A 25,688-nucleotide genomic window follows, 5' to 3' on the forward strand; every position below is an offset into this window, starting at 1 on the left:
GACGGGCGGAGGGCCGGAGGGTCAGGCGAGGGCCGCGTCCAGGGTGATCTTGGTCGCGGCCAGCGCCTTGCTGACCGGGCAGTTCTCCTTGGCGTTCTGCGCCGCCTTCTCGAAGTCGGCCGCCGACAGCCCGGGGACGTCGGCGCGGACGGTCAGGTGGATGCCGGTGATGCCCTCACCCGGCTGGAACGTCACCTCGGCCTTGGTGTCGACCTTGTTCGGCGGGGTGCCGGCCCCGGCCAGCCCGTGCGACAGGGCCATCGAGTAGCAGGTGGAGTGGGCCGCCGCGATCAGTTCCTCGGGGCTGGTGCGGCCGTCCGGCTCCTCGGCCCGCGACGGCCAGGTGACCTCGAAGGTGCCGACCTTCGAGGAGTCCAGCGAGACCGTCCCCTGGCCGCCCATGAGCGGCCCTTCCCAGTGTGCGTTCGCGGTACGTGTCGTAGCCATGCCGTCGATTCTTCACCATGCGGCGGGCCGCGCGGGCGTCAGCCCTCGGCGCAGTCGCCGCAGGTGCCGAAGACCTCCACGGTGTGCGTGATGTTCACGAACCCGTGCTCGGCGGCGATCGCGTCCGCCCACTTCTCCACGGCCGGGCCGCCGACCTCGACCGTGCGGCCGCACGCGCGGCAGACCAGGTGGTGGTGGTGCTCCTCGGTACGGCACGCGCGGTAGACCGCCTCGCCGTCGTCGGTGCGCAGCACGTCGACCTCGCCCGAGTCGCTGAGCGCCTGGAGCGCCCGGTAGACCGTGGTGAGGCCGATCTTGGAGCCGTCCGCCCGCAGGTCGGCGTAGATGTCCTGCGCGCTGCGGAAGCCCTCGCACCCCGCCAGCGCCTCGCGTACCGCGTTCCGGCGGGTCGTCGTCATCCCCGTGCCACCTCCGCCTCGGCTTCCGTACCTGTCCTGGGCGCGCCGGCGGCCGCCTGCGCGCCCGATCCCGCACCCGGTTCCGCGGACCGCCGGGCGGCCGTGGCCGCCCGCCATCGCCGCAGGACCGCGCCCCCGGCCACCGCGACCACGAACACCGCCAGCGCGAGCAGCACGATCGAGGGGCCGGGCGACAGATCGTACTGGAACGACCCGGCGAGCCCGGACACCGCCGACAGTACACCGATCCCCATGGCCACCAGCATCGTGCTCCGGAAACCCCGGGTCAGCTGCTGCGCCGCCGCCACCGGAACGATCATGAGCGCGCTCACCAGCAGCAGCCCGATCGCGCGCATCGCGATCACCACCGTGACCGCGGCGGTGGCCGCGATGAGGACGCTGAGGAACCGCACCGGCAGCCCCGCCGCCCGCGCGACCTCCTCGTCCTGGCAGAGCAGGAACAGCTCGCGGCCGAACAGCGCCACGATGCCGAGCACCGCCACCGCCAGGCCCGCGACCACGTACAGGTCGCTCGCCGACACGCTGCTGATCGAGCCGAACAGGTACGACTGGAGGTTGCCCGCGCCGCCGCCGCTGGCGCCGGTGAGCAGCACGCCGCCGGCCAGGCCGCCGTAGAACAGCAGGGCCAGCGCGACGTCCGCGCCGCTGCGGCTGCGCGCGCGCAGCACCTCGATCGCCACCGCGCCGAGCACCGAGACCACCAGCGCGCCCAGGATCGGTGAGGACCCGGTGAGCAGGCCCAGCCCGATGCCGGTCAGCGCGATGTGCCCGATCCCGTCGCCGAGCAGCGACAGCTTCCGCTGCACGATGAACGTGCCGACCGCCGGCGCGGTCAGCCCGATCAGCACCGCCATCACCAGGGCGATGCGCATGAAGTCGTACTCGAGCATCTCCATCATGAGGCACGCCCCAGAGCGGCGGCGGCGCCGGCCGGGGCCGCGGTGGAGGTCTGCCGGGCGACGCGGCCGTGCTCCAGGACGACCGTCCGGTTGATGAGCGGCTCCATCGGGCCCAGCTCGTGCGCCACCAGCACCACCGTGCGGCCGGCGGCGGCCAGCTCGCCCAGCGTGCCCGCCAGGGCGGCCTGGCTGGCCGCGTCGACGCCCGCGGTGGGCTCGTCCATCACGAACACGTCCGGCTCACCGGCCAGCGCGCGGGCGATCAGCACCCGCTGCTGCTGGCCGCCCGACAGCAGGTGCGCCGAGTCGCGGGCGCGGGCGGACAGCCCGACCGCCTCGATGGCGCGGTCGACCGCGGCCCGGTCGGCGGCCGACGGCGGGCGCCAGCGCGACTGGCGGGCGATCCGGCCCGAGGCCACGACCTCCCGTACGGTCGCGGGCACGCCGCCGCCCATCGGCAGCCGCTGCGGGACGTACCCGATCCGCTTCCAGTCGCGGAACCGGGCGGGCGGGCGGCCGTAGATCTCGGTCCGGCCCGCCGACAGCGGGAGCAGCCCGAGCAGGGCCTTGACCAGGGTGGACTTGCCGGCGCCGTTCGGGCCGAGCACGGCCAGCAGGTCGCCGGGCTCGACCACCAGGTCGACGCCGCGCAGCACGTCGCGGCCGTCCATGCGGACGTGCCCGCCGTTCATCGCGAACGGCGGGCTCGGTGGAGCGGAGTACTGCTTCATGTGCATCCAAGTGCGGGCTTCAGCGTTTGCAGGTTCTTGCGCATGACGGAGAGGTAATCGTCGGAGGACCCCTCCTTGATTCCCTCGACCGGGTCGAGCACCGCGGTGCGGACCCCGGCCGAGCGCGCGAGGGTCTCGGCGACCTTGGGGCTGACCAGCGTCTCGGTGAAGATGGTGGTGGCCTTGGACTCCCTGACCTCGTGCGTCAGGTCGGCCAGCCGCTTGGGGGACGGCTCGGTGCCGGGGTCGACCCCCGCGATGGAGATCTGCTGGAGACCGTACCGGTCGGTGAGGTAGCCGAACGCCGCGTGCGCGGTCACGATCGTCTTGCGCTCGCAGGTCTTCAGGCCGTCCTTGAACTCCTGGTCGAGCCTGTTCAGCTCGCCGGCGAGGGCGGCGGCGCGGGACTTGTACCCGGCGGCGTGCGCGGAGTCGGCGGCCGCGAGCCGGTCGCCGAGGGCGGTGGCGATCGTGGCCATGCGGCTCGGGTCCAGCCAGATGTGCGGGTCGGTCGGGCCGTGATCGTGCCCGGCCTCGCCCTCACCCTCGCCCTCGTGCTCGTGGCCGTGCTCGTGCCCGTGCTCCTCGCCTTCACCGGGCTCGGCGGGTGCGGGCAGCTGCTTGACGACGCTCGCGGCGTCCAGCGCCTTGCCCTTGGCGTGCTTGGCCACCGCGTCGTCGACGGCGGGCTGCAGGCCCTTCACGTAGACGGTGTAGTCGGCCTTGCCGACGTCGGCGATCTGCCGCGGGCTGAGTTCGAGGTCGTGCGGCTCCGTGCCGGGGCTGGTCAGCGTCGCCACCGTGGCGTCCGGGCCGCCGATCTTGCCGGCCAGCCAGCCGACCGGGTAGAAGGACGCGACGATCTCGGACTTGCCGCCTCCGCCGCCGGCGCCCGCCTCGCCACCGCACGCGGTGAGGCCGGCCAGGCCGGCGACGGCCAGCGCGGTGATCGGGAGGGCGCGGAGGGGGCTGCGGAAGGTGAACACCCCTCCAGTGTGGAGGAAAGTGAAAACCGTTGTCAAAACCGATCAAAGAACCGAGATCGGTCTCACACCAGATGATCCACCACGAACACCGCCACCAGCGCCAACGCCGCGATCCGCAAAATCCTTTCCGGCGTGCCCAGGCCGGGCCAGCTGAGATAGGCGAACCAGCCCAGCGGGACCAGCAGCGCCAGCAGCCCCGCCGCGCCCACCCAGCCGCTGCCGATCAGCCCGACGGCCAGCAGCGCGAAGACGGCGGCCAGCAGGACCCAGCGCGGCAGCCGGGTCAGGTACACCAGCGGCGCGGCGCTCCACCGTTCGACGGCGGCCCGCATCCCCGACGACTCTTCCGTGTCCACGTGGACCAACGTACCTATCCGGACCCCGGGACGGCGGGTGCCAGGATGGGCGGGTGATCGCGATTACCCGCTACCGGGTGCCCGAACAGGAGTCCGCCGGCTTCGCCGAGACGATGGCGGCGGTCCTCGACGCGCTGGCGGCCAGCCCCGGCTACCGCGCCGGGAGCCTCGCCCGCACGGTCGACGACCCCGCCCTGTGGGCGCTGGTGACCGAATGGGACGGCGCCGGCTACTACCGCCGCGCGCTCGGCGCGTACGAGGTCCGGGTGCGGTTCATCCCGCTGGCGGCGCTGGCCGTGGACGAGCCCGGCGCGTACGAGATCGTGACCTCCCGTGCCGCGGGTCAACGTCCGGAAAAGAACCCCTGACGCCCGGTTTCGGGGTTCCGGAGGCGGTGATCACAGCCCCGTCGTGATCATCTTCGCGGGGGAGTCGTGATGCGCCATGTTCCGGTACTCAGCGGTCTGCTCGGAGCGGTGGCGCTCTCGCCCCTCCTCGCCGCACCCGAGCCGTCCGCCTCGCGGGCCCCGGGAGACCCGTCCGCCGCGCTGAACGCCGCCGCGGCGGCCGCCGGCGGGCCCGCCGCGGGGACGCGGGTGCTCTCCTACCGGGGCGTGCGCTTCCCCGTACCCGAGGGCTGGGCGGTGCACCGGCTCGACCGCGACCCGAACCGGTGCGTGCGGTACGACCAGCGCGCGATCTACGTCGGCACCCCGGGCCCGCGGCCGGACTGCCCGGCGCGCGTGGTCGGCGGCGCGGACGTCCTGCGGATCGAGCCGCTGCCCGGCGGCGCGGCGGCGGCGCCCGGCCGCTCCGGGCCGCGGTCCGGCGCCACCCGGCTCGCCCGCTTCACGGTGGAGCGGACCACCGACCACCGGACGCGGGTGGCGGTCCCGGAGGCCGGGGTCAGGCTCGTCGGCGCGTACGGGCCCGATCCGTCCGATGTCGAGGACCTCATCCGGTCCGTGAAGATCGACACGGGCTGGGACCCCGACGACCCCGTCCCGGACCCGGTCCCCGCCCCGGTCCCCGCCCCTGCCCCGACCTCCGACCCCGTCCCGGACGGCGCTCCGGCGGCGCCCGGGCCGGAACCGGCGGAGAAGCCGACCGGGCCGCCGGCCGGCGAAGGGAACGAGAAGGCGTGGGCGGTCGGCAAGGGCTTCGACGCCTGCACGGCCCCGTCGATCTCCGCCATGCGCGCCTGGCGGCGGGCGTTCAGCGTCTCCAACATGTACATCGGCGGCGCCTCGCGCGGCTGCGCCCAGCCCAACCTGAACCGCAAGTGGGTGCGGGCCGTACGGAAGATGGGATACCGGCTCATCCCCACGTACGTGGGCCTGCAGGCGCCCTGCAGCAGGTACCGGACCCACTTCACCGCCAAGAACGCCGCGAAGGAGGGCCGGAAGGCGGCGGTGGACGCCGTCAGGAAGGCCAAGGCGCTCGGCGTCCCCGAACGCAAGCCCCTCTACTTCGACATGGAGGCCTACGACAGCCGCAAGAAGTCCTGCCGCAGGGCCGTGCTGAGGTTCCTGGAGAACTGGTCGCGCAAGACCGCGTCCCTCGGGTACGTCCCGGCCGTCTACAGCAGCGTGACCTCGGCGATCCGCGACCTGGTCAGGGCCACGGACGTCCTCCAGCCCGACGCGATCTGGTTCGCGCACTGGGACGGCAAGAAGTCGCTCTACAACCACCCGGCGATCCCGGACCACCGCTGGCACCCGCACCGCCGGATCAAGCAGTACCGGGGCGGGCACAAGGAGACGCACGGCGGGGTCACGATCAACATCGACAGCAACAACGTCGACGGCCGGGTCTACTGACGGGCCCATGACCTGGGATCACGCGGCGTACGGGCGGGGGCGCGCGTGCTCTAAGCTGGGGAGCGCTCCGGAGCGCTGGGGACGCGCTCCCGGAAGCGGAACACACCGGGGATCACGCACTCGCCTTCGCGCCGCCCGTGGCCTCGCCCGTGGCCGGGCGGAGGGCGTACGGACAATCCCGCCGACCGCCAGTTGGATGGAGAACCGCTCATGGCACGCCGTTCCGACGTGTTGGACACGATCGTCAACCTCGCCAAGCGCAGGGGCCTGGTCTACCCGTCGAGTGAGATCTACGGCGGACTGCGCGCCTCGTGGGACTACGGCCCGCTCGGCGTGGAGCTCAAGAACAACGTCAAGCGCCAGTGGTGGAAGTCCATGGTGCAGGGCCGCGACGACGTCGTCGGCCTCGACTCCTGCGTGATCCTGGCCCGGGAGGTCTGGGAGGCCAGCGGGCACGTGCAGGCGTTCGTCGACCCGCTCACCGAATGCCAGTCCTGCCACAAGCGCTTCCGGGCCGACCACCTGGAGGAGGCGTACGCCGAGAAGCACGGCAAGGCGCCCGCCAACGGCCTCGCCGACCTCTCCTGCCCGAACTGCGGGGTGAAGGGCTCGTTCACCGAGCCGCGCAACTTCAACGGGCTGCTGAAGACCTACCTCGGCCCGGTCGACGACGAGTCCGGCCTGGCCTACCTGCGGCCGGAGACCGCCCAGGGAATCTTCATCAACTACCTGAACGTGCAGCAGTCGGCCCGGCGCAAGGTGCCGTTCGGCATCGGCCAGGTCGGCAAGTCGTTCCGGAACGAGATCACGCCCGGCAACTTCATCTTCCGGACCCGCGAGTTCGAGCAGATGGAGATGGAGTTCTTCGTCCGGCCCGGCTCGGACGAGGAGTGGCACCAGTACTGGATCGACGAGCGGCTGCGCTGGTACACCGACCTGGGCATCACCAAGGAGAACCTGCGGCTGTTCGAGCACCCGCAGGACAAGCTCTCGCACTACTCCAAGCGCACGGTCGACATCGAGTACCGGTTCGACTTCGTCGGCGGCGAGTGGGGCGAGCTCGAGGGCATCGCCAACCGCACCGACTACGACCTCACGACGCACGGCAAGGCGTCCGGCACCGACCTGTCGTTCTTCGACCAGGAGGCCGGGGAGCGGTTCGTCCCGTACGTGATCGAGCCGGCGGCGGGCGTCGACCGGTGCACGCTGACGTTCATGATGGACGCCTACGCCGAGGACGAGGCGCCCAACGCCAAGGGCAAGCTGGAGAAGCGCACGGTGATGCGGCTCGACCGGCGGCTGGCCCCGGTCAAGGTCGCGGTGCTGCCGCTGTCGCGCAACACCGACCTGTCGCCCAAGGCCCGCGACCTGGCGGCCCGGCTGCGCCGCAACTGGAACGTCGACTTCGACGACGCCGGCGCGATCGGCCGCCGCTACCGCCGCCAGGATGAGATCGGCACCCCGTTCTGCGTGACGGTCGACTTCGACACTCTCGAGGACGACGCGGTGACGGTGCGCGAGCGCGACACCATGAGCCAGGAGCGCATCTCGATCGACCAGGTCGAGTCGTTCCTCGCGGCGCAGCTGGTCGGCTGCTGAGCGGTCGCTGAAGGAACCGCCTCCATGGGCTAGCGTGGCCGGTGCCGGGGTGCGATCTCCGGCACCGGCCGTTCCGGCCGCCTGGAGCCGACGGGAGGATGCGCGTGCGCGACGTCCGGCGCCCCGTCCTGCCCGGGTCCCCGCCGCCCGGCCGGGACGAGCGGGGCCGGCTGGCCCGGCTGCTGATCATCGCGCTGGGCCTGGTCGGCTTCGTGGCCGCGCCCGCGGCCGGGGCCACGGCGGCCGGCGCGGGCGCCCAGACCGGCGTGCGCGCGGCCGGCGTCCCGCAGGCCGGGCAGAACGTCCAGGGGACGCGCCCGGCCGCGCAGGCCTCCGGCCGGCAGCGCACCCACCAGACCGCGCCCCCCGAGCGCGCGATCGTGGCCGCCGGCGCGTCCCGGCAGCCCGCCGTGGCGCAGGCGCCGCTGCCCGTCCTCGCGGTCCCGCCGCCGGGCGTCACCGTCCTTCCCCCCTACGACCTGGCGGAACGGCCCCTCCCGGCCTCGCACGAGGCTCCGGCCGTTCCCGGCGGCGGCGCGCCGCGCGGGCGCGCCCCGCCGCCCTCCACCGGGATCTGACGCTGTCCGGCCGGTGCGCGGCACCGGCGTTCCCGCGGCGCCCAAGGGCGCCGGCACCTGTGGAGGTAGCTCCTTGACTCGCGCCAACGTGGTGCGGGCGTTGCTGGCATTGGCCGTCCTCGCCACCTCGTGCTATTTCGCGTTCTCCAAACCCGCCCGCCTGGGACTCGACCTGCGCGGCGGCACCCAGATGGTCCTGGAGACCAAGGACTCACCGACGGTCAAGGCCGGCCGGGAGTCCACCGACCGCGCCAAGGAGGTCCTGCAGCGGCGCGTCGACGCGCTCGGCGTCGCCGAGTCCACGATCACCCGGTCCGGCGACCGGCGCATCATCGTCGAGCTGCCCGACGTCCAGGACCCGACCCGCGCGGCGGAGGTCGTCGGCAAGACCGCGCAGCTCACCGCGCATCCCGTCCGGACCAACGACGGCAAGCCCAAGCAGGGCGAGAAGATCATCAACGACGAGCAGGGGCAGCCGATCCTGATCGGTCCCGCCGGGCTCACCGGGGACGGGATCGGCTCGGCCGACTCCGGGTTCGACCAGCAGAACATGAGCGGCTGGTTCGTCACCGTCAAGTTCCGCGGCGGGGGCGGCGCGACCTGGGAGAAGATGACCGCCAAGGCCGCCTGCGGCATGGGCGACGACCGCCGGATCGCGATCGTCCTGGACGGCGAGGTGATCTCCTCGCCCGCCGTCACCCAGGACGTCCAGTGCAACATCGGCATCACCGGCGGCAGCACCCAGATCACCGGTGACTTCACCCCCGAAGAGGCCAAGAACCTGGCCGCGCTCATCCAGGGCGGCTCCCTGCCCGTCCCGGTGGAGATCATCGAGCAGCGGGTGGTCGGCCCCACGCTGGGCGACGCGGCCATCGAGGCCAGCGCCCAGGCCGCGATCATCGGCATCCTGCTCACCGGCCTGTTCATCATCGCCGTCTACCGGCTGGTCGGCTTCCTGGCCACGGTCTCGCTGGCCTGCTACGCGCTGATCTCGTACGCGGCGCTCGTCGCGATCGGGGCGACGCTCACCCTGCCCGGCCTGGCCGGGTTCGTCCTGGCCATCGGCATGGCGATCGACGCGAACGTGCTGGCGTTCGAACGGGCCAGGGAGGAGTACGCCGACCGGCCCGGCAGAGGCGTCCGGCGGGCGCTCGCGACCGGCTTCGACAAGGCGTGGTCGGCGATCGCCGACTCCAACATCACCACGCTGCTGGCCGCCGGGCTGCTGTTCTTCCTGGCCTCCGGGCCGGTCCGGGGCTTCGGCGTCACGCTGTCCATCGGCGTCCTCGGCTCGATGGTCTCGGCGATGCTGCTGAGCCGGGTGCTCACCGACGCGGTGCTGTCGCGCCGGATGGTCGCCCGCCGGCCGAAGCTGACCGGCCTCGGCTCCACTGGCCGGGTCCGCCAGTGGCTGGAGCGCCGCGACTTCGACATCATGAAGCGGCGGCGGCTGTTCCTCGGCATCTCGGCGCTGGCCGTGGTCATCGCGATCAGCGGGATCTTCGTCCGCGGGCTGAACTTCGGCGTCGAGTTCACCGGCGGCCGGCTGGTCGAGTACTCCACCTCGCAGCCGATGAGCATCGACACCGCGCGAGCGGCGGTCGCCGACGCCGGGTTCCCCCGCGCGGTCGTCCAGTCCTCCGGGACCGACGACATCTCCGTACGGACCGAGAAGCTCACCAACGCCGAGGTGGCGTCCATCCAGAAGGCCCTCGCCGACAAGGGCGGCGGCCAGGTCGCCAAGCAGCGCGACGAGCTGATCGGCCCGAGCCTCGGCGACGAGCTGCGCACCAAGGCGGTCATCGCGCTGCTGATCGCGCTGCTGGCCCAGCTTGCCTACCTGGCGATCCGGTTCCGCTGGACGTTCGGGCTCGGCTCGGTGATCGGGATGTTCCACGACGTGATCATCGTGATCGGCGTCTTCGCCTGGCTCGGCAAGACCCTGGACGGCGTCTTCCTCGCCGCGCTGCTCACGGTCATCGGGTACTCGGTGAACGACTCGGTCGTCGTCTTCGACCGCGTCCGGGAGCTGTGGGGCGCCAGACCCAAGGCCCAGTTCGCCGAGGTGGCCAACGCGGGCGCGCTGCAGACCGTCCCCCGGACGGTCAACACCGGCATGGGCGCCCTGTTCATCCTGGCCGCCCTCGCCTTCCTCGGCGGCGACTCGCTGACCGACTTCGCGATCGCCCTGCTGATCGGCATCGTGGTCGGCACGTACTCCAGCGTCTTCGTCGCGACGCCGCTCGCGGTCGTCCTGGAGAGGCACGCCAAGTCGCCGCCCCCGCGCCCGAAGCTCAAGCGCCAGCCCCAGCGCGAGCGCACCGACTCCGGCGCGGTCATCTGACGAACCGGGGCGGGGCCACCCGGCCCCGCCCCGTCCCCGCCCACCCGGGCACGACGGACCGGGTGAGATCCTCGCCCTCGGCGCCGGTGCGCCTCAGGCGAGTGGGGGCTGGTGCTCGTCCTGTTCGGCGTTGATCACTTGCATGACCGCGTTGATCAGGGCCAGGTGGGTGAACGCCTGGGGGAAGTTGCCCAGGTGGCGGCCGGTGTGGGGGTCGATCTCCTCGGCGTACAGCTGGAGGGGGCTGGCGTACGAGAGGAGCTTCTCGCAGAGCGCGCGGGCGCGCTCCAACTCGCCGATCATCACCAGGGTGCTCACCAGCCAGAACGAGCAGATGGTGAACGTGCCCTCCTCCGACTGGAAGCCGTCGTCGGTCTCGCTCGCGCGGTAGCGCAGGACGAGGTCGTCCTCGGACAGCTCGTCGGCGATGGCCAGGACGGTCTCGCGGACGCGCTTGTCGTCGGCCGGGAGGAAGCCCAGCAGCGGGATCAGCAGGGCCGAGGCGTCCAGGGCGGTGGCGCCGTAGTGGGCGGTGAAGACGCCGCGCTCGTCGAGGGCGTTGGCCAGCACGTCGGCGTGGATCTCGTCGGCGGCCGCCTGCCAGCGGCGGGCGCGGTCCTGGTCGCCGCGGATGCGGGCCAGCCGGGCGCCGCGGTCGGCGGCCACCCAGCAGAACATCTTCGACGAGGTGAAGTGCTGCGGCTCGCCGCGCACCTCCCACATGCCGCAGTCGGGGGTGCGCCAGTTGGCCAGCGCGTCCTCCACCTGCTTGACCACGATCTTCCAGAGCCGGTCGTCCAGCCGGTCGCGCTTGCGCACGAACATGTAGATGGAGCCGATGATCGCGCCCCAGACGTCGTGCTGGGCCTGCATGTACGCCTCGTTGCCGATCCGGACCGGGCGGGCGTCGTCGTAGCCGCTGAGATGGTCGAGGGTCGACTCGGGCAGCTCCTCGCGGCCGTCCAGGCCGTACATGATCTGGAGCTTGCCCTCGGCGGCCTCGGCCACGTCGGTGATGAAGTAGAAGAAGTCGTTGGCCTCCCAGTCGTACCCCAGGGTGTAGAACGCCCACAGCGCCATCGTGGAGTCGCGGATCCACGTGTAGCGGTAGTCCCAGTTGCGGTCGCCGCCGGGCGTCTCCGGCAGGGACGTGGTCGCGGCGGCGGCCACGGCGCCGGTGGGGGCGTACGTGAGGCCCTTGAGGGTGAGGGCGCTGCGCTGCAGGTGGCTGCGCCAGGGGTGGTCCGGGAAGCGGCCGCGGTCGAGCCAGTGCTGCCAGTGGTGGACGGTCCAGACCAGCCGCTCCTGCGCCTCGGCCCAGGTGCCGGGCGGCTCGTGCTCGCTCCAGGACAGGGCCACGAAGCGGGAGTCGCCCTGCTTGAGCAGGGTGCGGGACGTGGCCAGCGAACCCTCGAAGCCGACGTTCATGTCGGTGGTCAGGCGCAGGTTGACGCCGTTCCCGCGGGCCACGGCCTCGTGGTAGCCGGCGCCGGTGTGCTCCCAGCGGGCCGGGGTCTGGCCGTAGTCGAACACCGGCATGCAGTCGAGCCGCACCTGGACCTGGCCGTTCACGCACCGCACCATGCGCAGCAGCACGTGGTCGGCGTCGTAGTCGGTGGGGGCCCGGCGGTGCGTGTGGGACCGCTCGGTCTCGTGGTGCCAGGGCCCCATCAGCAGGGCGTCGGTCACCACCAGCCAGCCGCCGTGCACCCACCAGGTGGTCTCCATGACCATGGTCCCGGGGATGTAGCGCTGCGCCGCGGGCACCTCGACGCCGGCCGGGCCCACCCGGAAGTAGCCGGCGTCGCGGTCCAGGATCGACCCGAACACGCTCGGCGAGTCCATCTTCGGCAGGCACATCCACTCGATGTTGCCGCTCGGGGCCACCAGTGCGGTGGTCTCGCAGTCCGACAGGAACCCGAAATCGGCGATCGGGGCGAACGGGTCTCCCGCACGGCCACCGGCGACCTTCGGCCTCACAGCCTCACCTCCTCGTTCCATCATTCCCTCTCGATCGCAGTGGGTACGCCACGTCACGGCGGGGTTTCCGGCGGATGACCGGCCGGTGACCCGGGTGACAGGGGTGTTTCTCATGCAATCTGTCTTGTATGTCCATATTGGAATAGACCAGTACATGGGCTCTGACCTGCGATGACACCGTACGGCCCATAGGGCGCCGAACGAAGCTCGGCTTCGCGGGTACAGTCCCGGCCAACAGGGCGGCGGCCGACCACCGCGGCCTTGTTTCCGGGTGGAATCGGAGCGTTAAGGAGCACCCCGTGCCGAAGTTCGTGTTCGACTTCACTGAGGGGAACAAGGACCTCAAGGACCTGCTGGGGGGCAAGGGCGCCAACCTGGCCGAGATGACCAACCTCGGTCTCCCGGTACCGCCGGGATTCACGATCACCACCGAGGCCTGCCGGCACTACCTGGAGCACGGGTCCTTCCCTGAAGGCCTGGGCGCCGAGGTGAACGCGCACCTGGCGGCGCTGGAGGAGCGGATGGGCAAGCGCCTGGGCGAGCCCGGCGACCCCCTCCTCGTCAGCGTACGGTCGGGCGCCAAGTTCAGCATGCCCGGCATGATGGAGACCGTCCTCAACATCGGGCTCAACGATGAGTCCGTGCACGGCCTGGCCGCGCAGTCGGGCGACGAGCGGTTCGCCTGGGACTCGTACCGGCGCCTGATCCAGATGTTCGGCAAGACCGTGCTGGACATCGAGGGCGACCTGTTCGAGGACGCCATCGAGGCCGCGAAGGAGGCCAAGGGCACCAAGGACGACGGCGACCTGGACGCGGCGGACTTCCGCGCCCTGGTGGACCGGTTCAAGGGCATCGTCCGCGAGCACGCCGGGCGGGACTTCCCGACCGACCCGCGCGAGCAGATGGACCTGGCGATCAAGGCCGTCTTCGACTCGTGGAACGCCGACCGGGCGATCCTCTACCGCCGCCAGGAGCGCATCCCGGTCGACCTGGGCACCGCCGTGAACATCTGCTCGATGGTGTTCGGCAACCTCGGCATGGACTCGGGCACCGGCGTGGCGTTCACCCGCGACCCCGCGTCCGGCCAGCAGGGCATCTACGGCGACTACCTGCAGAACGCCCAGGGCGAGGACGTCGTCGCCGGCATCCGCAACACCGTCCCGCTGACCGAGCTGGAGCGGATCGACAAGGCGTCCTACGACCGGCTGCTCGAGATCATGGAGACGCTGGAGAACCACTACCTCGACATGTGCGACATCGAGTTCACGATCGAGCGCGGCAGGCTGTGGATGCTCCAGACCCGGGTCGGCAAGCGCACCGCCGCCGCCGCGTTCCGGATCGCCTGCCAGCTGCTCGACCAGGGGCTGATCGACGCCGACGAGGCCGCGTCCCGGGTCACCGGCGACCAGCTCGCCCAGCTGATGTTCCCGCGCTTCGACGAGGCCCGGCTCGCCGACGCTCGCAAGCTCACCAAGGGCATGAACGCCTCGCCCGGCGCCGCCGTCGGCAAGGCCGTCTTCACCTCCGAGGCGGCCGTGGCGGCCGCCGCGAACGGCGAGGACGTGATCCTCGTCCGCCGCGAGACCAACCCCGACGACCTGGCCGGCATGTACGCCGCCCGCGGGGTGCTCACCTCCCGCGGCGGCAAGACCTCGCACGCCGCCGTGGTCGCCCGCGGCATGGGCAAGACCTGCGTCTGCGGCGCCGAGGAGCTGGACGTGGACGTCAAGGGGGGCCGGTTCACCGCGCCCGGCGGCGTGGTGGTGAACGAGGGCGACGTCGTCTCCATCGACGGCAGCAGCGGCCTCGTCTACCTCGGCGAGGTCCCGGTCGAGGACTCGCCGGTCGTGCAGTACTTCGAGGGCCGGCTGCGGGCCTCCGACGGCGGCGAGCTCGTCCAGGCCGTGCACCGGATCATGAAGCACGCCGACGAGCGGGCCGCGCTGAAGGTGCGGGCGAACGCCGACAACGCCGAGGACTCCGCGCGGGCGCGCCGGTTCGGCGCGCAGGGCATCGGGCTGTGCCGGACGGAGCACATGTTCCTCGGCGACCGGCGGCAGCTGGTGGAGAAGCTGATCCTGGCCGACGGGGACGCGGAGCGGCAGGCCGCGCTCGACGCGCTGGAGCCCCTCCAGAAGAGCGACTTCGAGGGCATCTTCGAGGCGATGGACGGACTGCCGGTCACGATCCGGCTGATCGACCCGCCGCTGCACGAATTCCTCCCCGACATGACCGAGCTCTCGGTCAAGGTCGCCCTCGCCGGTGACGGCGCCGATCCGCAGGACCGCCGGCTGCTGGAGGCGGTCCGGCGCCTGCACGAGCAGAACCCTATGCTGGGACTGCGCGGCGTGCGGCTGGGTTTGGTCATCCCGGGACTTTTCTCCATGCAGGTACGGGCGATCGCCGAGGCCGCGGCCGAGCGGCGGCGGGCCGGCGGCGACCCGCGTCCGGAGATCATGATCCCGCTCGTGGGGGCCGTCCAGGAGCTGGAGGCGGTCCGCGACGAGGCCAGGGAGATCCTGGCGGAGGTCGCGGCGGCCACGGGCGTGGACGTCCCGGCGCTCGTCGGCACCATGATCGAGCTGCCCCGGGCGGCGCTGACCGCGGGCCAGATCGCCGAGGCGGCCGAGTTCTTCTCGTTCGGCACCAACGACCTCACCCAGACGACCTGGGGCTTCTCCCGGGACGACGTGGAGGCGGCGTTCTTCTCCCGCTACCTGGAGCTGGGGATCTTCGGGGTGTCGCCGTTCGAGACGCTGGACCGCGAGGGCGTCGGCCGGCTGATCAGGATCGCGGTGGAGGAGGGCCGGCGGACCCGGCCGGAGCTGAAGCTCGGCATCTGCGGGGAGCACGGCGGCGACCCCGACTCGGTGCACTTCTGCCACGAGGCCGGGCTCGACTACGTCTCGTGCTCGCCGTTCCGGATCCCGGTGGCGCGGCTGGAGGCGGGCCGCGCCGCGATCGCCGACTGAGACCGGCCGGTTACACCTGTCCCGTTCCGGCCAGACTGTGATGTGAAACCGGTGGCCACCGGCGCGAACCGCCGGTGGCCGCCGGGCCGTCTAACCTGACGTGTCGAGTGCGATGACGTTGGAATTCGAGCCGCCGGGAACAGAGTTGCCGGATACAGGGCGGGACGACCCGCCGCAGGGGGACGAGCCGGGCCGCGAGGAGCCCGGCGGGTCCCGCACGGACGGGCGCCGCCGCCGGCCGCGCTGGTTCTCGATCAGCCTCATCGTGGTGCTCGGCCTGCTGGCGTTCGTCGTGCTGACGCCGCTGACCGTGGCCTGGCGGGTCTGGTACCAGGCGCGCCAGGACGAGCGCCCCAAGTCGGACGCGATCATCGTGCTCGGCGCCGCCCAGTACAACGGCCGGCCCTCGCCCACGCTCCAGTGGCGGCTCCAGCACGCCCTCGACCTCTACCGCAAGGGCACCGCCAAGGCGATCGTGACCGTCGGCGGCAAGCAGGAGGGCGACAACTTCACCGAGGCCGCCGCCGGCCGCACCTGGCTGATCGAACGGGGCCGCGTCCCGGCCGCGAAGGTCGTCGCCGTGCCGGAGGGCGCCGACACGCTGGAGAGCATGCGGGCGGTCGGACGGCGGTTCGACCAGCTGGGCTGGAAGTCGGGGATCATCGTGACCGACCCCTGGCACGGGCTGCGGTCGAAGAAGATGGCCGAGGACCAGGGGATCGAGGCGGCCGCCTCGCCGACCCGCAGCGGCCCGAGCGTCCAGACCCGGGAGACGCAGCTCCAGTACATCGTGCGGGAGACCGGCGGCTACCTGTCGTACGTGCTGCTCGGCAAGAGCGTCCGGGCGCCCAGCGAGACGATCAAGACGGTCCCGTCGCAGACCGCCACCCCCTAGCCATGGCGAATCCACCTGCACAGGGGCCCGCGCGCATACGCTGGGCACGATGACGGACTATTCGGACCGCGACCGGGAGCGCTGGGCCCCCGAGGCGCCCAAGCGGCGCGACCGCACCGCGTTCGAGCGCGACCGGGCCCGGGTGCTGCACAGCGCGGCGCTGCGCCGGCTGGCCGCCAAGACCCAGGTCGCCTCGCCGGGCGCGGACGCCCCGGGCAGCGTGCAGAGCCTGCGCACCCGGCTCACCCACTCGCTGGAGTGCGCCCAGGTCGGCCGCGAGCTGGGCAAGGCGCTCGGCTGCGACCCCGACCTGGTCGAGACGGCGTGCCTGTCGCACGACATCGGGCACCCGCCGTTCGGCCACAACGGCGAGGTCGCGCTGGACGCGGTCGCGCAGCCCTGCGGCGGCTTCGAGGGCAACGCGCAGAGCCTGCGCGTGCTGACCCGGCTGGAGCCCAAGTCGTTCGCGCCGGCGGGCCCGCCGCTGTACGGGCGGGGCGTCGGCCTCAACCTCACCCGCGCGGCGCTCGACGCGGCGATGAAGTACCCGTGGCCGCAGGCCGGCGCAGTGAACGGGAAATTCGGCGTCTACCAGGACGACGCGGACGTGGCTGCATGGGTCCGCGAGGGCGCCGCCGGCACCCGGACGTGCTTCGAGGCGCAGGTCATGGACTGGAGCGACGACGTCGCCTACTCCGTCCACGACCTGGAGGACGCCCTGGTCGCCGGGCACGTCGACTTCGGCCGGCTGGCCGATCCGGCCGAGCGGCGGCTGGTCGCGGACACCACGATGAAGCTGTACTGCGACGACGCGACCCCGGCCGAGCTGGAGGAGCGGTTCGCGGCGCTGCTGGCCGAGCCGTACTGGCCCGACCGCTACGACGGCACCCCGCGCACGCTGGCCGCGCTGAAGAACCTCACCAGCACGCTGATCGGCCGGTTCTGCCTGGCCGCCGAGGACGCCACCCGCGAGGCGCACGGCGACCGTCCGCTCACCCGGTACGCCGCGGACCTGATCGTGCCGCGCGCGCAGCGGCTGGAGTGCGCGCTCCTCAAGGGCGTGACCGCGCACTACGTCTGGATCAGCCACGAGGAGACCCGGGCCCGGCAGCGGGAGCTGATCCTGGAGCTGGCCGAGCTGATGCTGGCGGGCGCGCCCGGCACGCTGGACCCGCTGTTCCGTCCCGCGTTCGTGGACGCCGCCGACGACGCGGCCAGGCTGCGCGCGGTCGTCGACCAGATCGCCTCCCTCACCGACACCTCGGCGATCGAGCGGCACCGGGCCCTCCGCGGCGGCTAGGGTCGTCCGGGGACGCGGCCCTACCGGGAAATCTTGGCCGCGGGGTGGCGCAGTTCATGCCCGCGGGTGGCGATAGGCGGGCCTTGTCTTGGTAATGACGCCGCTGTAGGGATACAGGAACGACGCCCAAAGCGTGCGCACCCTCAGGAGGTCGCCATGTCCCAGGAGACGTTCGTCATCGTCGGCGCGAGCCTGGCGGGCGCGAAGGCGGCGGAGACGCTGCGCGCGGAGGGCTTCGACGGGCGGGTCCTGCTCGTCGGGGAGGAGATCGAGCGGCCGTACGAGCGGCCCCCGCTGTCGAAGGGGTTCCTGCTCGGCAAGGAGCCCAGGGAGAAGGCGCACGTCCACGACGCCGACTGGTACGAGGCCAACGGCGTCGAGCTGCGCCTCGGCGTGAAGGCCACCGGCATCGGCCGCGAGCAGCGGGAGATCCGGCTGTCCACCGGCGAGCCGGTGACCTACGACCGGCTGCTGCTGGCGACCGGGGCCTCGCCGCGCCGGCTGGACGTGCCGGGCTCGAAGCTGCAGGGCATCCACTACCTGCGGTCGATGGCCGACGCGGCGGAGCTGCGCGAGGCGCTGTCGCACGGCGGGCGGCGGGTGGTGGTGGCCGGGGCGGGCTGGATCGGGCTGGAGACGGCGGCGGCGGCCCGCACGTACGGCAACGACGTGACGGTGATCGAGCCGGAGCCGACCCCGCTGCACTCCTCGGTCGGCCCGGAGGTCGGCGGGCTGTTCGCCGACCTGCACCGGCGGCACGGCGTGGACCTGCGGCTGGACCAGGGCGTGGCCGGGTTCTGGGGCGCCGGGCAGGTGTCGGCGGTGGTGACCTCGGGCGGGGCGGAGATCCCGGCGGACGTGGTGATCGTCGGGATCGGGGTGCGGCCGAACACGGCGCTGGCCGAGGAGGCCGGGCTGGAGGTCTCGGACGGGATCCTGGTGGACGCCTCGCTGCGCACCTCCGATCCGGCGATCTACGCGGCGGGTGACGTGGCCAGCGCGTACCATCCGCTCCTCGGCCGCCGGATCAGGGTGGAGCACTGGGCGAACGCGCTCAACGCGGGCCCGGCCGCCGCCCGCGCGATGCTGGGCCGGGACGTGAGCTACGACCGGGTGCCGTACTTCTTCACCGACCAGTACGAGCTGGGCATGGAGCTGTCGGGCGTGGCCGCGCCGGGCGAGTACGACGACGTGGTCTTCCGCGGTGACGTGGACGGCCTGGAGTTCATCGCGTTCTGGCTGGCCGGCGGCCGGGTGGTCGCCGGGATGAACGTCAACGTGTGGGACGTGACCGGCGACCTCCAGGCGCTGATCCGCTCCGGCGAGCCGGCGGACCCGGCCCGCCTGGCCGATCCGAAGATCCCTCTGGGCGACCTGATCTAGCCTCCGGGCAAGTGATCGTCCCGCTTCCCGGCACGTAGGGTCGGCCGGGTGGCGACGGAGACGATCAACGTACTGGGGCGGGCGCGGACCGCGGTGACCGTGGCGTTCGTCGTGCACGGGCTGATCGGGGCCGCGTGGGTGGCGCGGATCCCGCAGATCAAGCGGGAGCTGGGGCTGAGCGAGGGGGCGCTCGGGGTGGCGCTGCTGGGCGCGCCGGTCGGCGTGGTCCTGGCCGTGCGGTTCGCGCGGTGGGCGGTCGCGCGGTGGGGGAGCCGGGCGGTGACGCTGGCGGCCGGGGCGGCGGGCGCGCTGTCGCTGGTCCCGCTCGGGCTGGCGTGGAACCTCGGCGCGCTGACCTGCTCGCTGGTGCTGCTGGGCGGCTCGCTGGGGCTGATGGACGTGGCCATGAACGCCCAGGGCGTGGCCGTCGAGCGCGGGTACGGCCGCCCGCTGATGTCGGGCATGCACGGCGCGTACAGCGTCGGGACGCTCGCCGCGGCGCTGGCCGGGGCGGCCGCGGCGCATCTGGGCGTGCCGGTGGCGGCGCATCTGGGGGCGGCCGCCGCCGTCCTGGTCGCGGCGCTGTTCCTCGGCTGCCGGGGGCTGCTGGACCGTTCCGCGGACGCCGAGCCCGAGCCGGTGCCGGATCCGGCGGGCGCGGGCGCGACGGCGGCGCCCAGGGTGCGGGCCGGGCGATGGACGCTGGCGCTGCTGGGCGTCATCGGGCTGTGCTCGTTCGTGGGGGAGGGCGCGATGGCCGACTGGAGCGCGGTCTACCTGCGGGAGACGCTGCACACCGGGCCGGGCGTGGCGGGCCTCGGCTACGCGGGCTGCGCGGTGGCGATGGCGGCCGGGCGGCTGGCGGGGGACCGGGTGGTGGCGCGGTTCGGGCCCGTCCCGGTGCTGCGGGCCGGGTCGCTGATCGCCGCGCTGGGGCTCGGGCTGGGGCTGGCGGCCGGGCATCCGGCCGCCGCCGTGGCCGGTTTCACGCTGTTCGGGCTGGGCGTGGCGCCGGTGGCGCCGGTCACCTTCAGCGCGGCGGGCAACCTGCCGGGCATCCCGGCCGCGGCGGGGATCTCCCGGGTGACGGCGGTCGGCTACCTCGGCCTGCTGGGCGGCCCTCCGGTGATCGGGTTCGTGGCGCAGGGGGTCGGGCTGGCGTGGGCGCTGGCGGTGCCGGTGGCGCTGGCCGCGGCGATCGTGGCGGTCGCCGGGGCGGTATCGGCGGCGCAGTCGGCGCCCGGCTGACGGTCTTCGCGGAGGTCGTGGCGCCGGCGGCCGGACGGCTCGGGTAAGGTCTCGGCGCGTGAGCATCCTGCAGCGGTCGGCGCCGGTCGAGACGGCACCGGCCGCCCTTCCGCGCCGCGCGTTCGTGCGCGAGCTGCTCACGTTCGGGTGCGTCGGGTTCCTCGGCACGGTGATCACCATCGGCGGCGCCAACCTGCTGCGGCACTGGCTCGGCGGCGGGCCGCTGACCAGCGTGGTCGTCCCGACGATCGCCTCCACGCTGACCTCGTACCTGCTCAACCGGCACTGGACGTTCAGCCACCGCGACAGCGAGGGCTCGGGCCGGGAGCTGCTGCTCTTCGTCGGGCTGAACGGCGTCGGGATGGCGATCCAGGTGCTGTGCACCGGCTTCGTCTTCTACACCCTCGGCCTGCAGGGGAAGGTCGCGTACAACGCGGGCCTGCTGGTGGGGCTGGCGCTCGGGTCGGCGTGGCGGTACTGGTCGTACCGCAAGTGGGTGTTCACGCCGGCGGCCGCCGCCTGAACGCGGCCGCGTGACAGCGGCGTGAGAGCGGTGTGAGAGAGCGGCGGGAGAACGGAGGCCCCGGCGGTACGCGGGGTCGCGTACCGCCGGGGCCGGTGACCGTTCAGGCCGTCGCGGTCAGCGGCGGTCGAAGTAGTCGGGCTGTGCCTGGGCGTTCAGCTCGTCGAGCCGCACGCGGGCGCCCTTGTCGGTGCGCCTGTCCTTGATCTGCAGGACGTCCAGGCCCTTCTGGATGTCGTTGGAGTAGATGTAGCCGTTGTAGTAGTACGCCGACCACGAACCGCCGATCAGCAGGGTGTCGGAGAACGGCCCCCGCTCGAACCAGCCGATCTCCTTAGGCCGGCGCGAGTCGGTGAAGTCCCACACCGAGACGCCGCCCTGGTACCAGGCCTGCACCATGATGTCCTTGCCCTTGACCGGGATCAGCGAGCCGTTGTGGGCGACGCAGTTCTCGGTCTCGGCGTTGGGCCGCGGGATCTTGTAGTAGCTGCGGAACTCCAGCTTGCGCTTGGAGCCCTTGCCGACGATGTCGTAGATCGCGTTGGCGCCCTTCTCGGGGCCGACCTCGGCGTTGCAGGTGGCCGCGCCGCCGCCGCCGAGCTCGTCGGTGAAGACGATCTTCTTGGCGCTGTTGTTGAACGTCGCCGAGTGCCAGAACGCGAAGTTCTCGTCGTCCCGGACGCTGGTGATGGTGCGCGGTCTCTCCGGGTCCGAGATGTCGAAGAGCACCCCGTCGCCCATGCAGGCGCCGGCCATCAGGTCCTTGTCCGGGTAGGACGTCAGGTCGTGGCAGCCCGAGGTCTCGGAGGTGCCGTTCGGCCAGGGGGTGCCGGGCGGGTCACCGGGGTTGCCGCCGTCCGGGAACAGGTTCGGCTCACCCACGACGGCCGCGGCCTGCGGGTTCTTCAGCGGGACCTTGATGATCGAGATCAGGTCGTGCGGCGGCTGGCAGTCCGGGTAGGTGCTGCTCGGGCGGTACGAGGACACGTAGATGTACGCGGTGCCGCGCTTGCCCGGGACGAGCGTGTTGGTGTGCGAGCCGCACTTGGTCTCGACGGCCTTGACGTAGCGCGGGTTGCGCACGTCGCTGATGTCGAAGATCTTGATGCCCTCCCAGGCGGTCTTGTCCGTGGCCGGCTTCGGCACGGCCTGGCAGGAGTCATCGCTCATCGACGAGTCGGTCGACAGGAACAGCAGGTTCCCGGAGATCGTCACGTCGTTCTGCGGTCCGGGACAGCTCACGACGCTGACGACCTTGGGCGAGTGCGGCCGGCTGATGTCGTAGATCGTGAAGCCCGCGTAGTTGCCGCCGAACGCGTACTTGCCCTTGAACGCCCAGTCGGAGCCGTAGTTGTTGACTCCCTGCAGCGGCCCCTGCTTGGGGATGTTCGCCAGGTGGTGCATGTTGGGAGTCTTGGCGATCTCGTCCTTGCCGGGGATGTCGGCCGAGGCCGCCGGGGCGACCAGGACGGTGGAGATCGCCAGGACCGCTGCCGAGAGTGTGCCCAGCAAGGTCCTGCGCGTGGTTCTTCGTCCAGGGAATCGTGCCACTCTGCACTCCTTCGCCGATGCCATCGGTAGCCATGGCATAGATCATCCGGAGTATGAAGAAAAACGTCCCGCTTGGATAGGTCTGAACACATCTGTGAGCGTCTTGAGATCTGCACCCCTTTTCGGGTAGCACGTCCGGTGGATACCGTCGCCGTAGCCGAGGGGCGGGAGGACGGATGCGGCAGCGGATCTGGGCGGCGGCGATGGCGCCCGTGCTGGTCATGGGGGTGCTGGCCGGGTGCAGCGGCGAGCCGGAGGGCAAGGCGGCGCCGAGCGCCACCGTGCTCCAGCCGGGCCGCCCGGGCGAGCCGAACAAGACCGCCGTGAAGGGGCCGGCCACCCCGGCGCCGCCGACCGAGGCCGAGATCCGGTTCGTGGAGATGATGATCCCGCACCATCAGCAGGCGCTGGAGATGTCCGTGCTGGCGCCCGGCCAGGCCAAGAGCGCGCAGGTCAAGTCGCTGGCGGAACGGATCAAGGCCGGCCAGGGCGCCGAGATCGGGGCCATGCGGGCCTGGCTCGGGCGGAACGGGCGCGCGTCCACCTCCGGCCACGGCGGGCACGGCGCCCACGGCAAGCCCTCGGCCGGGGCGGGCGATCACGCCGGGATGCCGGGCATGGCCACGCCCGAGCAGATGGCGCGGCTGAAGGCCGCCCGCGGCGCCGAGTTCGACCGGCTCTTCCTGACCCTCATGATCACGCACCACCAGGGCGCGCTGACCATGGCCGAGGGCGCGCTGGACAAGGGTACGGACGTGGTCGTCCAGGAGCTGGCGCGGGACGTCCAGTCCGGCCAGCAGGCCGAGATCAACCGGATGCGCGCCCTGCTCGCCGAGTGAGCCCCGGCCGGCCGCGCCGGCCTGCCGCTCCGGACGGCGGAGCGCGGGCGGGTCAGCGCCCGGCCGGGACGATCTTCTCGGTCTGCGCCAGCGCCTCGCCCAGCGGCCCGGCCAGGTCCTGCCCGGTGCCCTGCGACCAGATCACGTGGTCGACGCCCGCCTCGGCGAGCCTGCCCACGGTGTCCACCGCCTGGTCCACCGACGGCGCGCGGCCGTCCGCGAAGGTGGTCAGCGAGGTCTTCTCGATCTCGCCGTAGTCGCGGCCCTCGCGCTCGCAGTGCTCCCGCAGCACCTCCAGCTTCCGGGGCAGCTCGTCGGAGTCGAAGATGTTGCAGGCGTCGGCGTACTTCGCCACGAACCGCAGCGTCTTCTTCTCCCCCGTCCCGCCGATCAGCACCGGCGGGTGCGGCCGCCGGACGGGGGCCGGCGAGTCCAGCGGCCGCTCCAGCCGGTAGTGCCGGCCCTCGTACGGGCTCTCGTCGCCCTTCCACATCCGGTGGGCGATCTGGAGCGTCTCCTCCAGCCGCTCGAACCGCTCCGCGGTCGGCGGGAACGCGACGCCCAGCCCGCGCGACTCCTCCTCGTTCCAGGCGGCGCCGATGCCCAGCCAGGCCCGCCCGCCCGACAGCACGTCCAGCGTGGTGACGGTCTTGACCAGGATGCCGGGATGCCGGTACGTCACGCCGGTGACCAGCGTGCCGAGCGTGATCCGCTCGGTCCGCGCCGCCGCGTACGCCAGCGCCGAGTAGCCCTCCAGCATGGGCTCCTCGGGCGGGCCGACCATGGAGATCTGGAAGAAGTGGTCCATCACCCAGAGCGAGCGCAGCCCCGCCTGGTCGGCGTCGCGTGCCATCCGCCCGAACTCGGGGCCGATCCGCTCCGGTCCGCCGGAGAAGGTGAAGCTGGGTATCTGCAGTCCGATGCGCATGTGCGTTGGTTCCTCCGCGAGAGGCGGGACGGGTGTGCGGCTCCACTCTGCGAGCTGGAGCGCGCTCCAGGTCAAGCCCGGCCTTCCCGCGGAACGGCGGCCGAACCGGGACGGCCCGCGCCGGGCATTGACCTGGAGTGCGCTCCAGGTGCGAGGCTGGAGGGCGTGAGCTCCTACTCCCCAGCAGAGACGGCCGAGAAGAGCGGCTTCAGCATCGACACCCTGCGCTACTACGAGAAGATCGGGCTGCTGGCGCGGATCGCGCGCGACGCCTCGGGCCGCCGCGTGTTCAGCGACGACGACCTGGCCTGGCTCGGGATGCTGCGCTGCCTGCGCGAGACCGGCATGCCGATCGCCGAGATGCTGCGCTACTCCGAACTGGTCCGCGGCGGCGAGGCGACCCTGCGCGAGCGGATCGAGCTGCTCCAGGAGCACGACCGCCGGGTCGAGGATCAGATCGCCCGCCTGCGCTCGCAGCAGGGGCAGATCAAGTGGAAGATCGACCTCTACCGGGGGCGGGCCGGGACAGGGGCCGGGGCCGTGGCCGGCGCCCGTGTCAGCGCCGCGCGGACGTGATGCGGCGGCCGTCGGGGCCGAACAGCAGCATCCGCTCCAGGTCGACCTCCAGCAGCACCTCCTCGCCGCGCGCCGGACGTTCCGTACCGGTCCGGAAGACGAGGTGCGACCTGCGGTGATGCCCCTCGTGCTCGGCGGGCTCGGGCGCGGGGCGCTCCGCGCGCCGCAGCAGCCCGCGCAGCCGCCCCCCTGACGCCGGGACCGGCTCCGGGGCGGGCGCGGGGCGGCCGACCTCGTTCGGGTCGACCGCGGGGATCCCCGCGTCGGCGTACGCGAGCCACTCGTGCCCGTGGAACTCCACCGCGCGCACCTGCCCGGCGAGTGTGCGGCCCGGCGCCTCCACGGCCGTCCAGGCCAGCGCGTCCGGGCGGACGCCCACGATCACCGGCCCGCCGTGGTGGCTGATGAGCCGCGGCGACCGGGGATCGTTCCACGGCACGGTCAGCCGCCGCGCGCCGAAGTCGAGCACCACGCCCTCGTCCTGGACGGCCCACGCGGTCGCCTGGAGCAGATTGATCGGCGGCGAGCTGAGGAACGCCGCCACGAACACCGTGGCCGGGTCGCGGTAGATCTGCTCGGGCGTGCCGACGTCCTCCAGCACCCCGTCGCGCAGCACCGCGATCCGGTCGGCCATCGTCATCGCCTCGACCTGGTCGTGCGTGACGTACACGGTCGTGGTGCCGGTGGTGCGCACCAGCGCCGCGATCTCCAGCCGCAGCTCGGTGCGCAGCCCGGCGTCCAGGCTCGACAGCGGCTCGTCCATCAGGAACAGCGACGGCTCGCGGATCAGCGCCCGGCCGATCGCGGCGCGCTGCCGCTGGCCGCCCGACAGCGTGCGCGGCAGCCGGTCGGCCATCGGGCCGAGGCCGAGCGCCCGGGACAGCTCCGCGACCCGCTCGCGCGCCTCGGCCCGGTCGCCGCCGGCCACCTCCAGCGGGAACATCATGTTCCCCGCGACCGTGCGGTGCGGGTAGAGGGCGCCGTCCTGGAAGACCATCGCGACGTTGCGCTCGCGGGGCGACAGGTCGTTGGCGACGCCGCCGTTCAGCCGCAGCTCGCCGGACGTCGCCTCCTCCAGCCCGGCGATCATCCGCAGGATCGTCGACTTGCCGCAGCCGGACGGCCCGAGCAGCACGAACAGCTCGCCGTCGGCGATCCGCAGCCGCACGTCGCGGACGGCGTGCTGGCCGCCGGGGTACACCTTGCCGACACCGTCGAGCACGACATCCGTCATCGGGGCCACCTTGGGGCGCGGGCGGGTCACTGTGGTGACCGATCTCACCTGCTACCCAC

General features: G+C 72.6%; 23 protein-coding genes. 13 read left to right on the forward strand and 10 right to left on the reverse strand.

Annotated elements, in window-relative coordinates; genetic code table 11:
- Nucleotides 1–21: 21 nt before the first annotated feature.
- From AB0881_RS03360 to AB0881_RS03385, 6 genes are all read right to left on the reverse strand, one after another.
- Entirely contained in the window at nt 22–447 is a 426-nt protein-coding gene (locus AB0881_RS03360) for an OsmC family protein (RefSeq protein WP_366613837.1), read from the reverse strand.
- A 38-nt stretch (nt 448–485) separates the two neighbouring features.
- Nucleotides 486–866 carry a transcriptional repressor gene (locus AB0881_RS03365; RefSeq protein WP_366613838.1) on the reverse strand — a complete coding sequence of 127 codons (381 nt, stop codon included), beginning with the start codon at nt 864–866 and terminating at the stop codon, nt 486–488.
- Complete coding sequence (locus tag AB0881_RS03370; RefSeq protein WP_366613839.1) at nt 863–1,786, reverse strand: metal ABC transporter permease; 924 nt, start codon at nt 1,784–1,786, stop codon at nt 863–865. Before AB0881_RS03370 ends, AB0881_RS03365 begins: the two co-directional genes overlap by 4 nt.
- On the reverse strand, nt 1,783–2,478 hold the full coding sequence (locus tag AB0881_RS03375) for a metal ABC transporter ATP-binding protein (protein ID WP_366613988.1): 696 nt from the start codon (nt 2,476–2,478) through the stop codon (nt 1,783–1,785). Before AB0881_RS03375 ends, AB0881_RS03370 begins: the two co-directional genes overlap by 4 nt.
- A gap of 35 nt (nt 2,479–2,513) precedes the next feature.
- Nucleotides 2,514–3,503, reverse strand: coding sequence for a metal ABC transporter substrate-binding protein (locus AB0881_RS03380; protein ID WP_366613840.1), 990 nt, complete (start codon nt 3,501–3,503; stop codon nt 2,514–2,516).
- A 62-nt stretch (nt 3,504–3,565) separates the two neighbouring features.
- Entirely contained in the window at nt 3,566–3,859 is a 294-nt protein-coding gene (locus AB0881_RS03385; RefSeq protein ID WP_366613841.1) for a DUF6703 family protein, read from the reverse strand.
- 53 nt (nt 3,860–3,912) lie between these two features.
- Between AB0881_RS03385 and AB0881_RS03390 the strand changes: the two genes are divergently transcribed.
- The 5 genes from AB0881_RS03390 to secD all read left to right on the forward strand — a co-directional run bounded on the left by AB0881_RS03390 (nt 3,913) and on the right by secD (nt 10,200).
- Entirely contained in the window at nt 3,913–4,227 is a 315-nt protein-coding gene (locus tag AB0881_RS03390) for an antibiotic biosynthesis monooxygenase (protein WP_366613842.1), read from the forward strand.
- A 108-nt stretch (nt 4,228–4,335) separates the two neighbouring features.
- Nucleotides 4,336–5,679, forward strand: a complete 1,344-nt coding sequence (locus AB0881_RS03395; protein WP_366613843.1) for a DUF1906 domain-containing protein — start codon at nt 4,336–4,338, stop codon at nt 5,677–5,679.
- 210 nt (nt 5,680–5,889) lie between these two features.
- Nucleotides 5,890–7,278, forward strand: coding sequence for a glycine--tRNA ligase (locus AB0881_RS03400; protein WP_366613844.1), 1,389 nt, complete (start codon nt 5,890–5,892; stop codon nt 7,276–7,278).
- Between the two features lie 104 nt (nt 7,279–7,382).
- Nucleotides 7,383–7,856 (forward strand): hypothetical protein, encoded by a 474-nt coding sequence (locus tag AB0881_RS03405; RefSeq protein ID WP_366613845.1) that lies wholly within the window; start codon nt 7,383–7,385, stop codon nt 7,854–7,856.
- Between the two features lie 73 nt (nt 7,857–7,929).
- On the forward strand, nt 7,930–10,200 hold the full coding sequence (gene secD / locus AB0881_RS03410; protein WP_366613846.1) for a protein translocase subunit SecD: 2,271 nt from the start codon (nt 7,930–7,932) through the stop codon (nt 10,198–10,200).
- A gap of 93 nt (nt 10,201–10,293) precedes the next feature.
- On the opposite strand, the gene AB0881_RS03415 is transcribed toward secD, so the two are convergent.
- Complete coding sequence (locus AB0881_RS03415; protein WP_366613847.1) at nt 10,294–12,180, reverse strand: glycoside hydrolase family 15 protein; 1,887 nt, start codon at nt 12,178–12,180, stop codon at nt 10,294–10,296.
- A 299-nt stretch (nt 12,181–12,479) separates the two neighbouring features.
- Here AB0881_RS03415 and ppdK point away from each other — a divergent pair, with 299 nt between their 5' ends.
- The 6 genes from ppdK to AB0881_RS03445 all read left to right on the forward strand — a co-directional run bounded on the left by ppdK (nt 12,480) and on the right by AB0881_RS03445 (nt 20,501).
- Nucleotides 12,480–15,152 (forward strand): pyruvate, phosphate dikinase, encoded by a 2,673-nt coding sequence (gene ppdK, locus AB0881_RS03420; protein WP_366613848.1) that lies wholly within the window; start codon nt 12,480–12,482, stop codon nt 15,150–15,152.
- Nucleotides 15,153–15,297: 145 nt separating this feature from the next.
- Entirely contained in the window at nt 15,298–16,047 is a 750-nt protein-coding gene (locus tag AB0881_RS03425; protein WP_366613849.1) for a YdcF family protein, read from the forward strand.
- A 49-nt stretch (nt 16,048–16,096) separates the two neighbouring features.
- Nucleotides 16,097–17,347: a deoxyguanosinetriphosphate triphosphohydrolase gene (locus AB0881_RS03430; protein WP_366613850.1), complete on the forward strand. Its 1,251-nt coding sequence runs from the start codon at nt 16,097–16,099 to the stop codon at nt 17,345–17,347.
- A 156-nt stretch (nt 17,348–17,503) separates the two neighbouring features.
- On the forward strand, nt 17,504–18,730 hold the full coding sequence (locus AB0881_RS03435) for an FAD-dependent oxidoreductase (RefSeq protein WP_366613851.1): 1,227 nt from the start codon (nt 17,504–17,506) through the stop codon (nt 18,728–18,730).
- Between the two features lie 48 nt (nt 18,731–18,778).
- Nucleotides 18,779–19,978, forward strand: a complete 1,200-nt coding sequence (locus AB0881_RS03440) for an MFS transporter (RefSeq protein ID WP_366613852.1) — start codon at nt 18,779–18,781, stop codon at nt 19,976–19,978.
- A gap of 58 nt (nt 19,979–20,036) precedes the next feature.
- A complete protein-coding gene (locus AB0881_RS03445) occupies nt 20,037–20,501 on the forward strand; it encodes a GtrA family protein (RefSeq protein ID WP_366613853.1) in 465 nt (154 codons plus the stop codon).
- A 117-nt stretch (nt 20,502–20,618) separates the two neighbouring features.
- On the opposite strand, the gene AB0881_RS03450 is transcribed toward AB0881_RS03445, so the two are convergent.
- Nucleotides 20,619–22,013 (reverse strand): hypothetical protein, encoded by a 1,395-nt coding sequence (locus tag AB0881_RS03450; protein ID WP_366613854.1) that lies wholly within the window; start codon nt 22,011–22,013, stop codon nt 20,619–20,621.
- A 215-nt stretch (nt 22,014–22,228) separates the two neighbouring features.
- Here AB0881_RS03450 and AB0881_RS03455 point away from each other — a divergent pair, with 215 nt between their 5' ends.
- A complete protein-coding gene (locus AB0881_RS03455) occupies nt 22,229–22,891 on the forward strand; it encodes a DUF305 domain-containing protein (RefSeq protein WP_366613855.1) in 663 nt (220 codons plus the stop codon).
- A 52-nt stretch (nt 22,892–22,943) separates the two neighbouring features.
- Here AB0881_RS03455 and AB0881_RS03460 read toward each other — a convergent pair whose 3' ends face one another.
- On the reverse strand, nt 22,944–23,819 hold the full coding sequence (locus AB0881_RS03460; RefSeq protein ID WP_366613856.1) for an LLM class F420-dependent oxidoreductase: 876 nt from the start codon (nt 23,817–23,819) through the stop codon (nt 22,944–22,946).
- 165 nt (nt 23,820–23,984) lie between these two features.
- Here AB0881_RS03460 and AB0881_RS03465 point away from each other — a divergent pair, with 165 nt between their 5' ends.
- Nucleotides 23,985–24,395, forward strand: coding sequence for a MerR family transcriptional regulator (locus AB0881_RS03465; RefSeq protein WP_366613857.1), 411 nt, complete (start codon nt 23,985–23,987; stop codon nt 24,393–24,395).
- Here AB0881_RS03465 and AB0881_RS03470 read toward each other — a convergent pair.
- Entirely contained in the window at nt 24,376–25,629 is a 1,254-nt protein-coding gene (locus tag AB0881_RS03470; protein WP_366613858.1) for an ABC transporter ATP-binding protein, read from the reverse strand. The genes AB0881_RS03465 and AB0881_RS03470 overlap by 20 nt on opposite strands.
- Nucleotides 25,630–25,688: the final 59 nt, after the last annotated feature.

This window comes from Spirillospora sp. NPDC029432 (assembly GCF_040703975.1).
GTDB lineage: Bacteria > Actinomycetota > Actinomycetes > Streptosporangiales > Streptosporangiaceae > Spirillospora.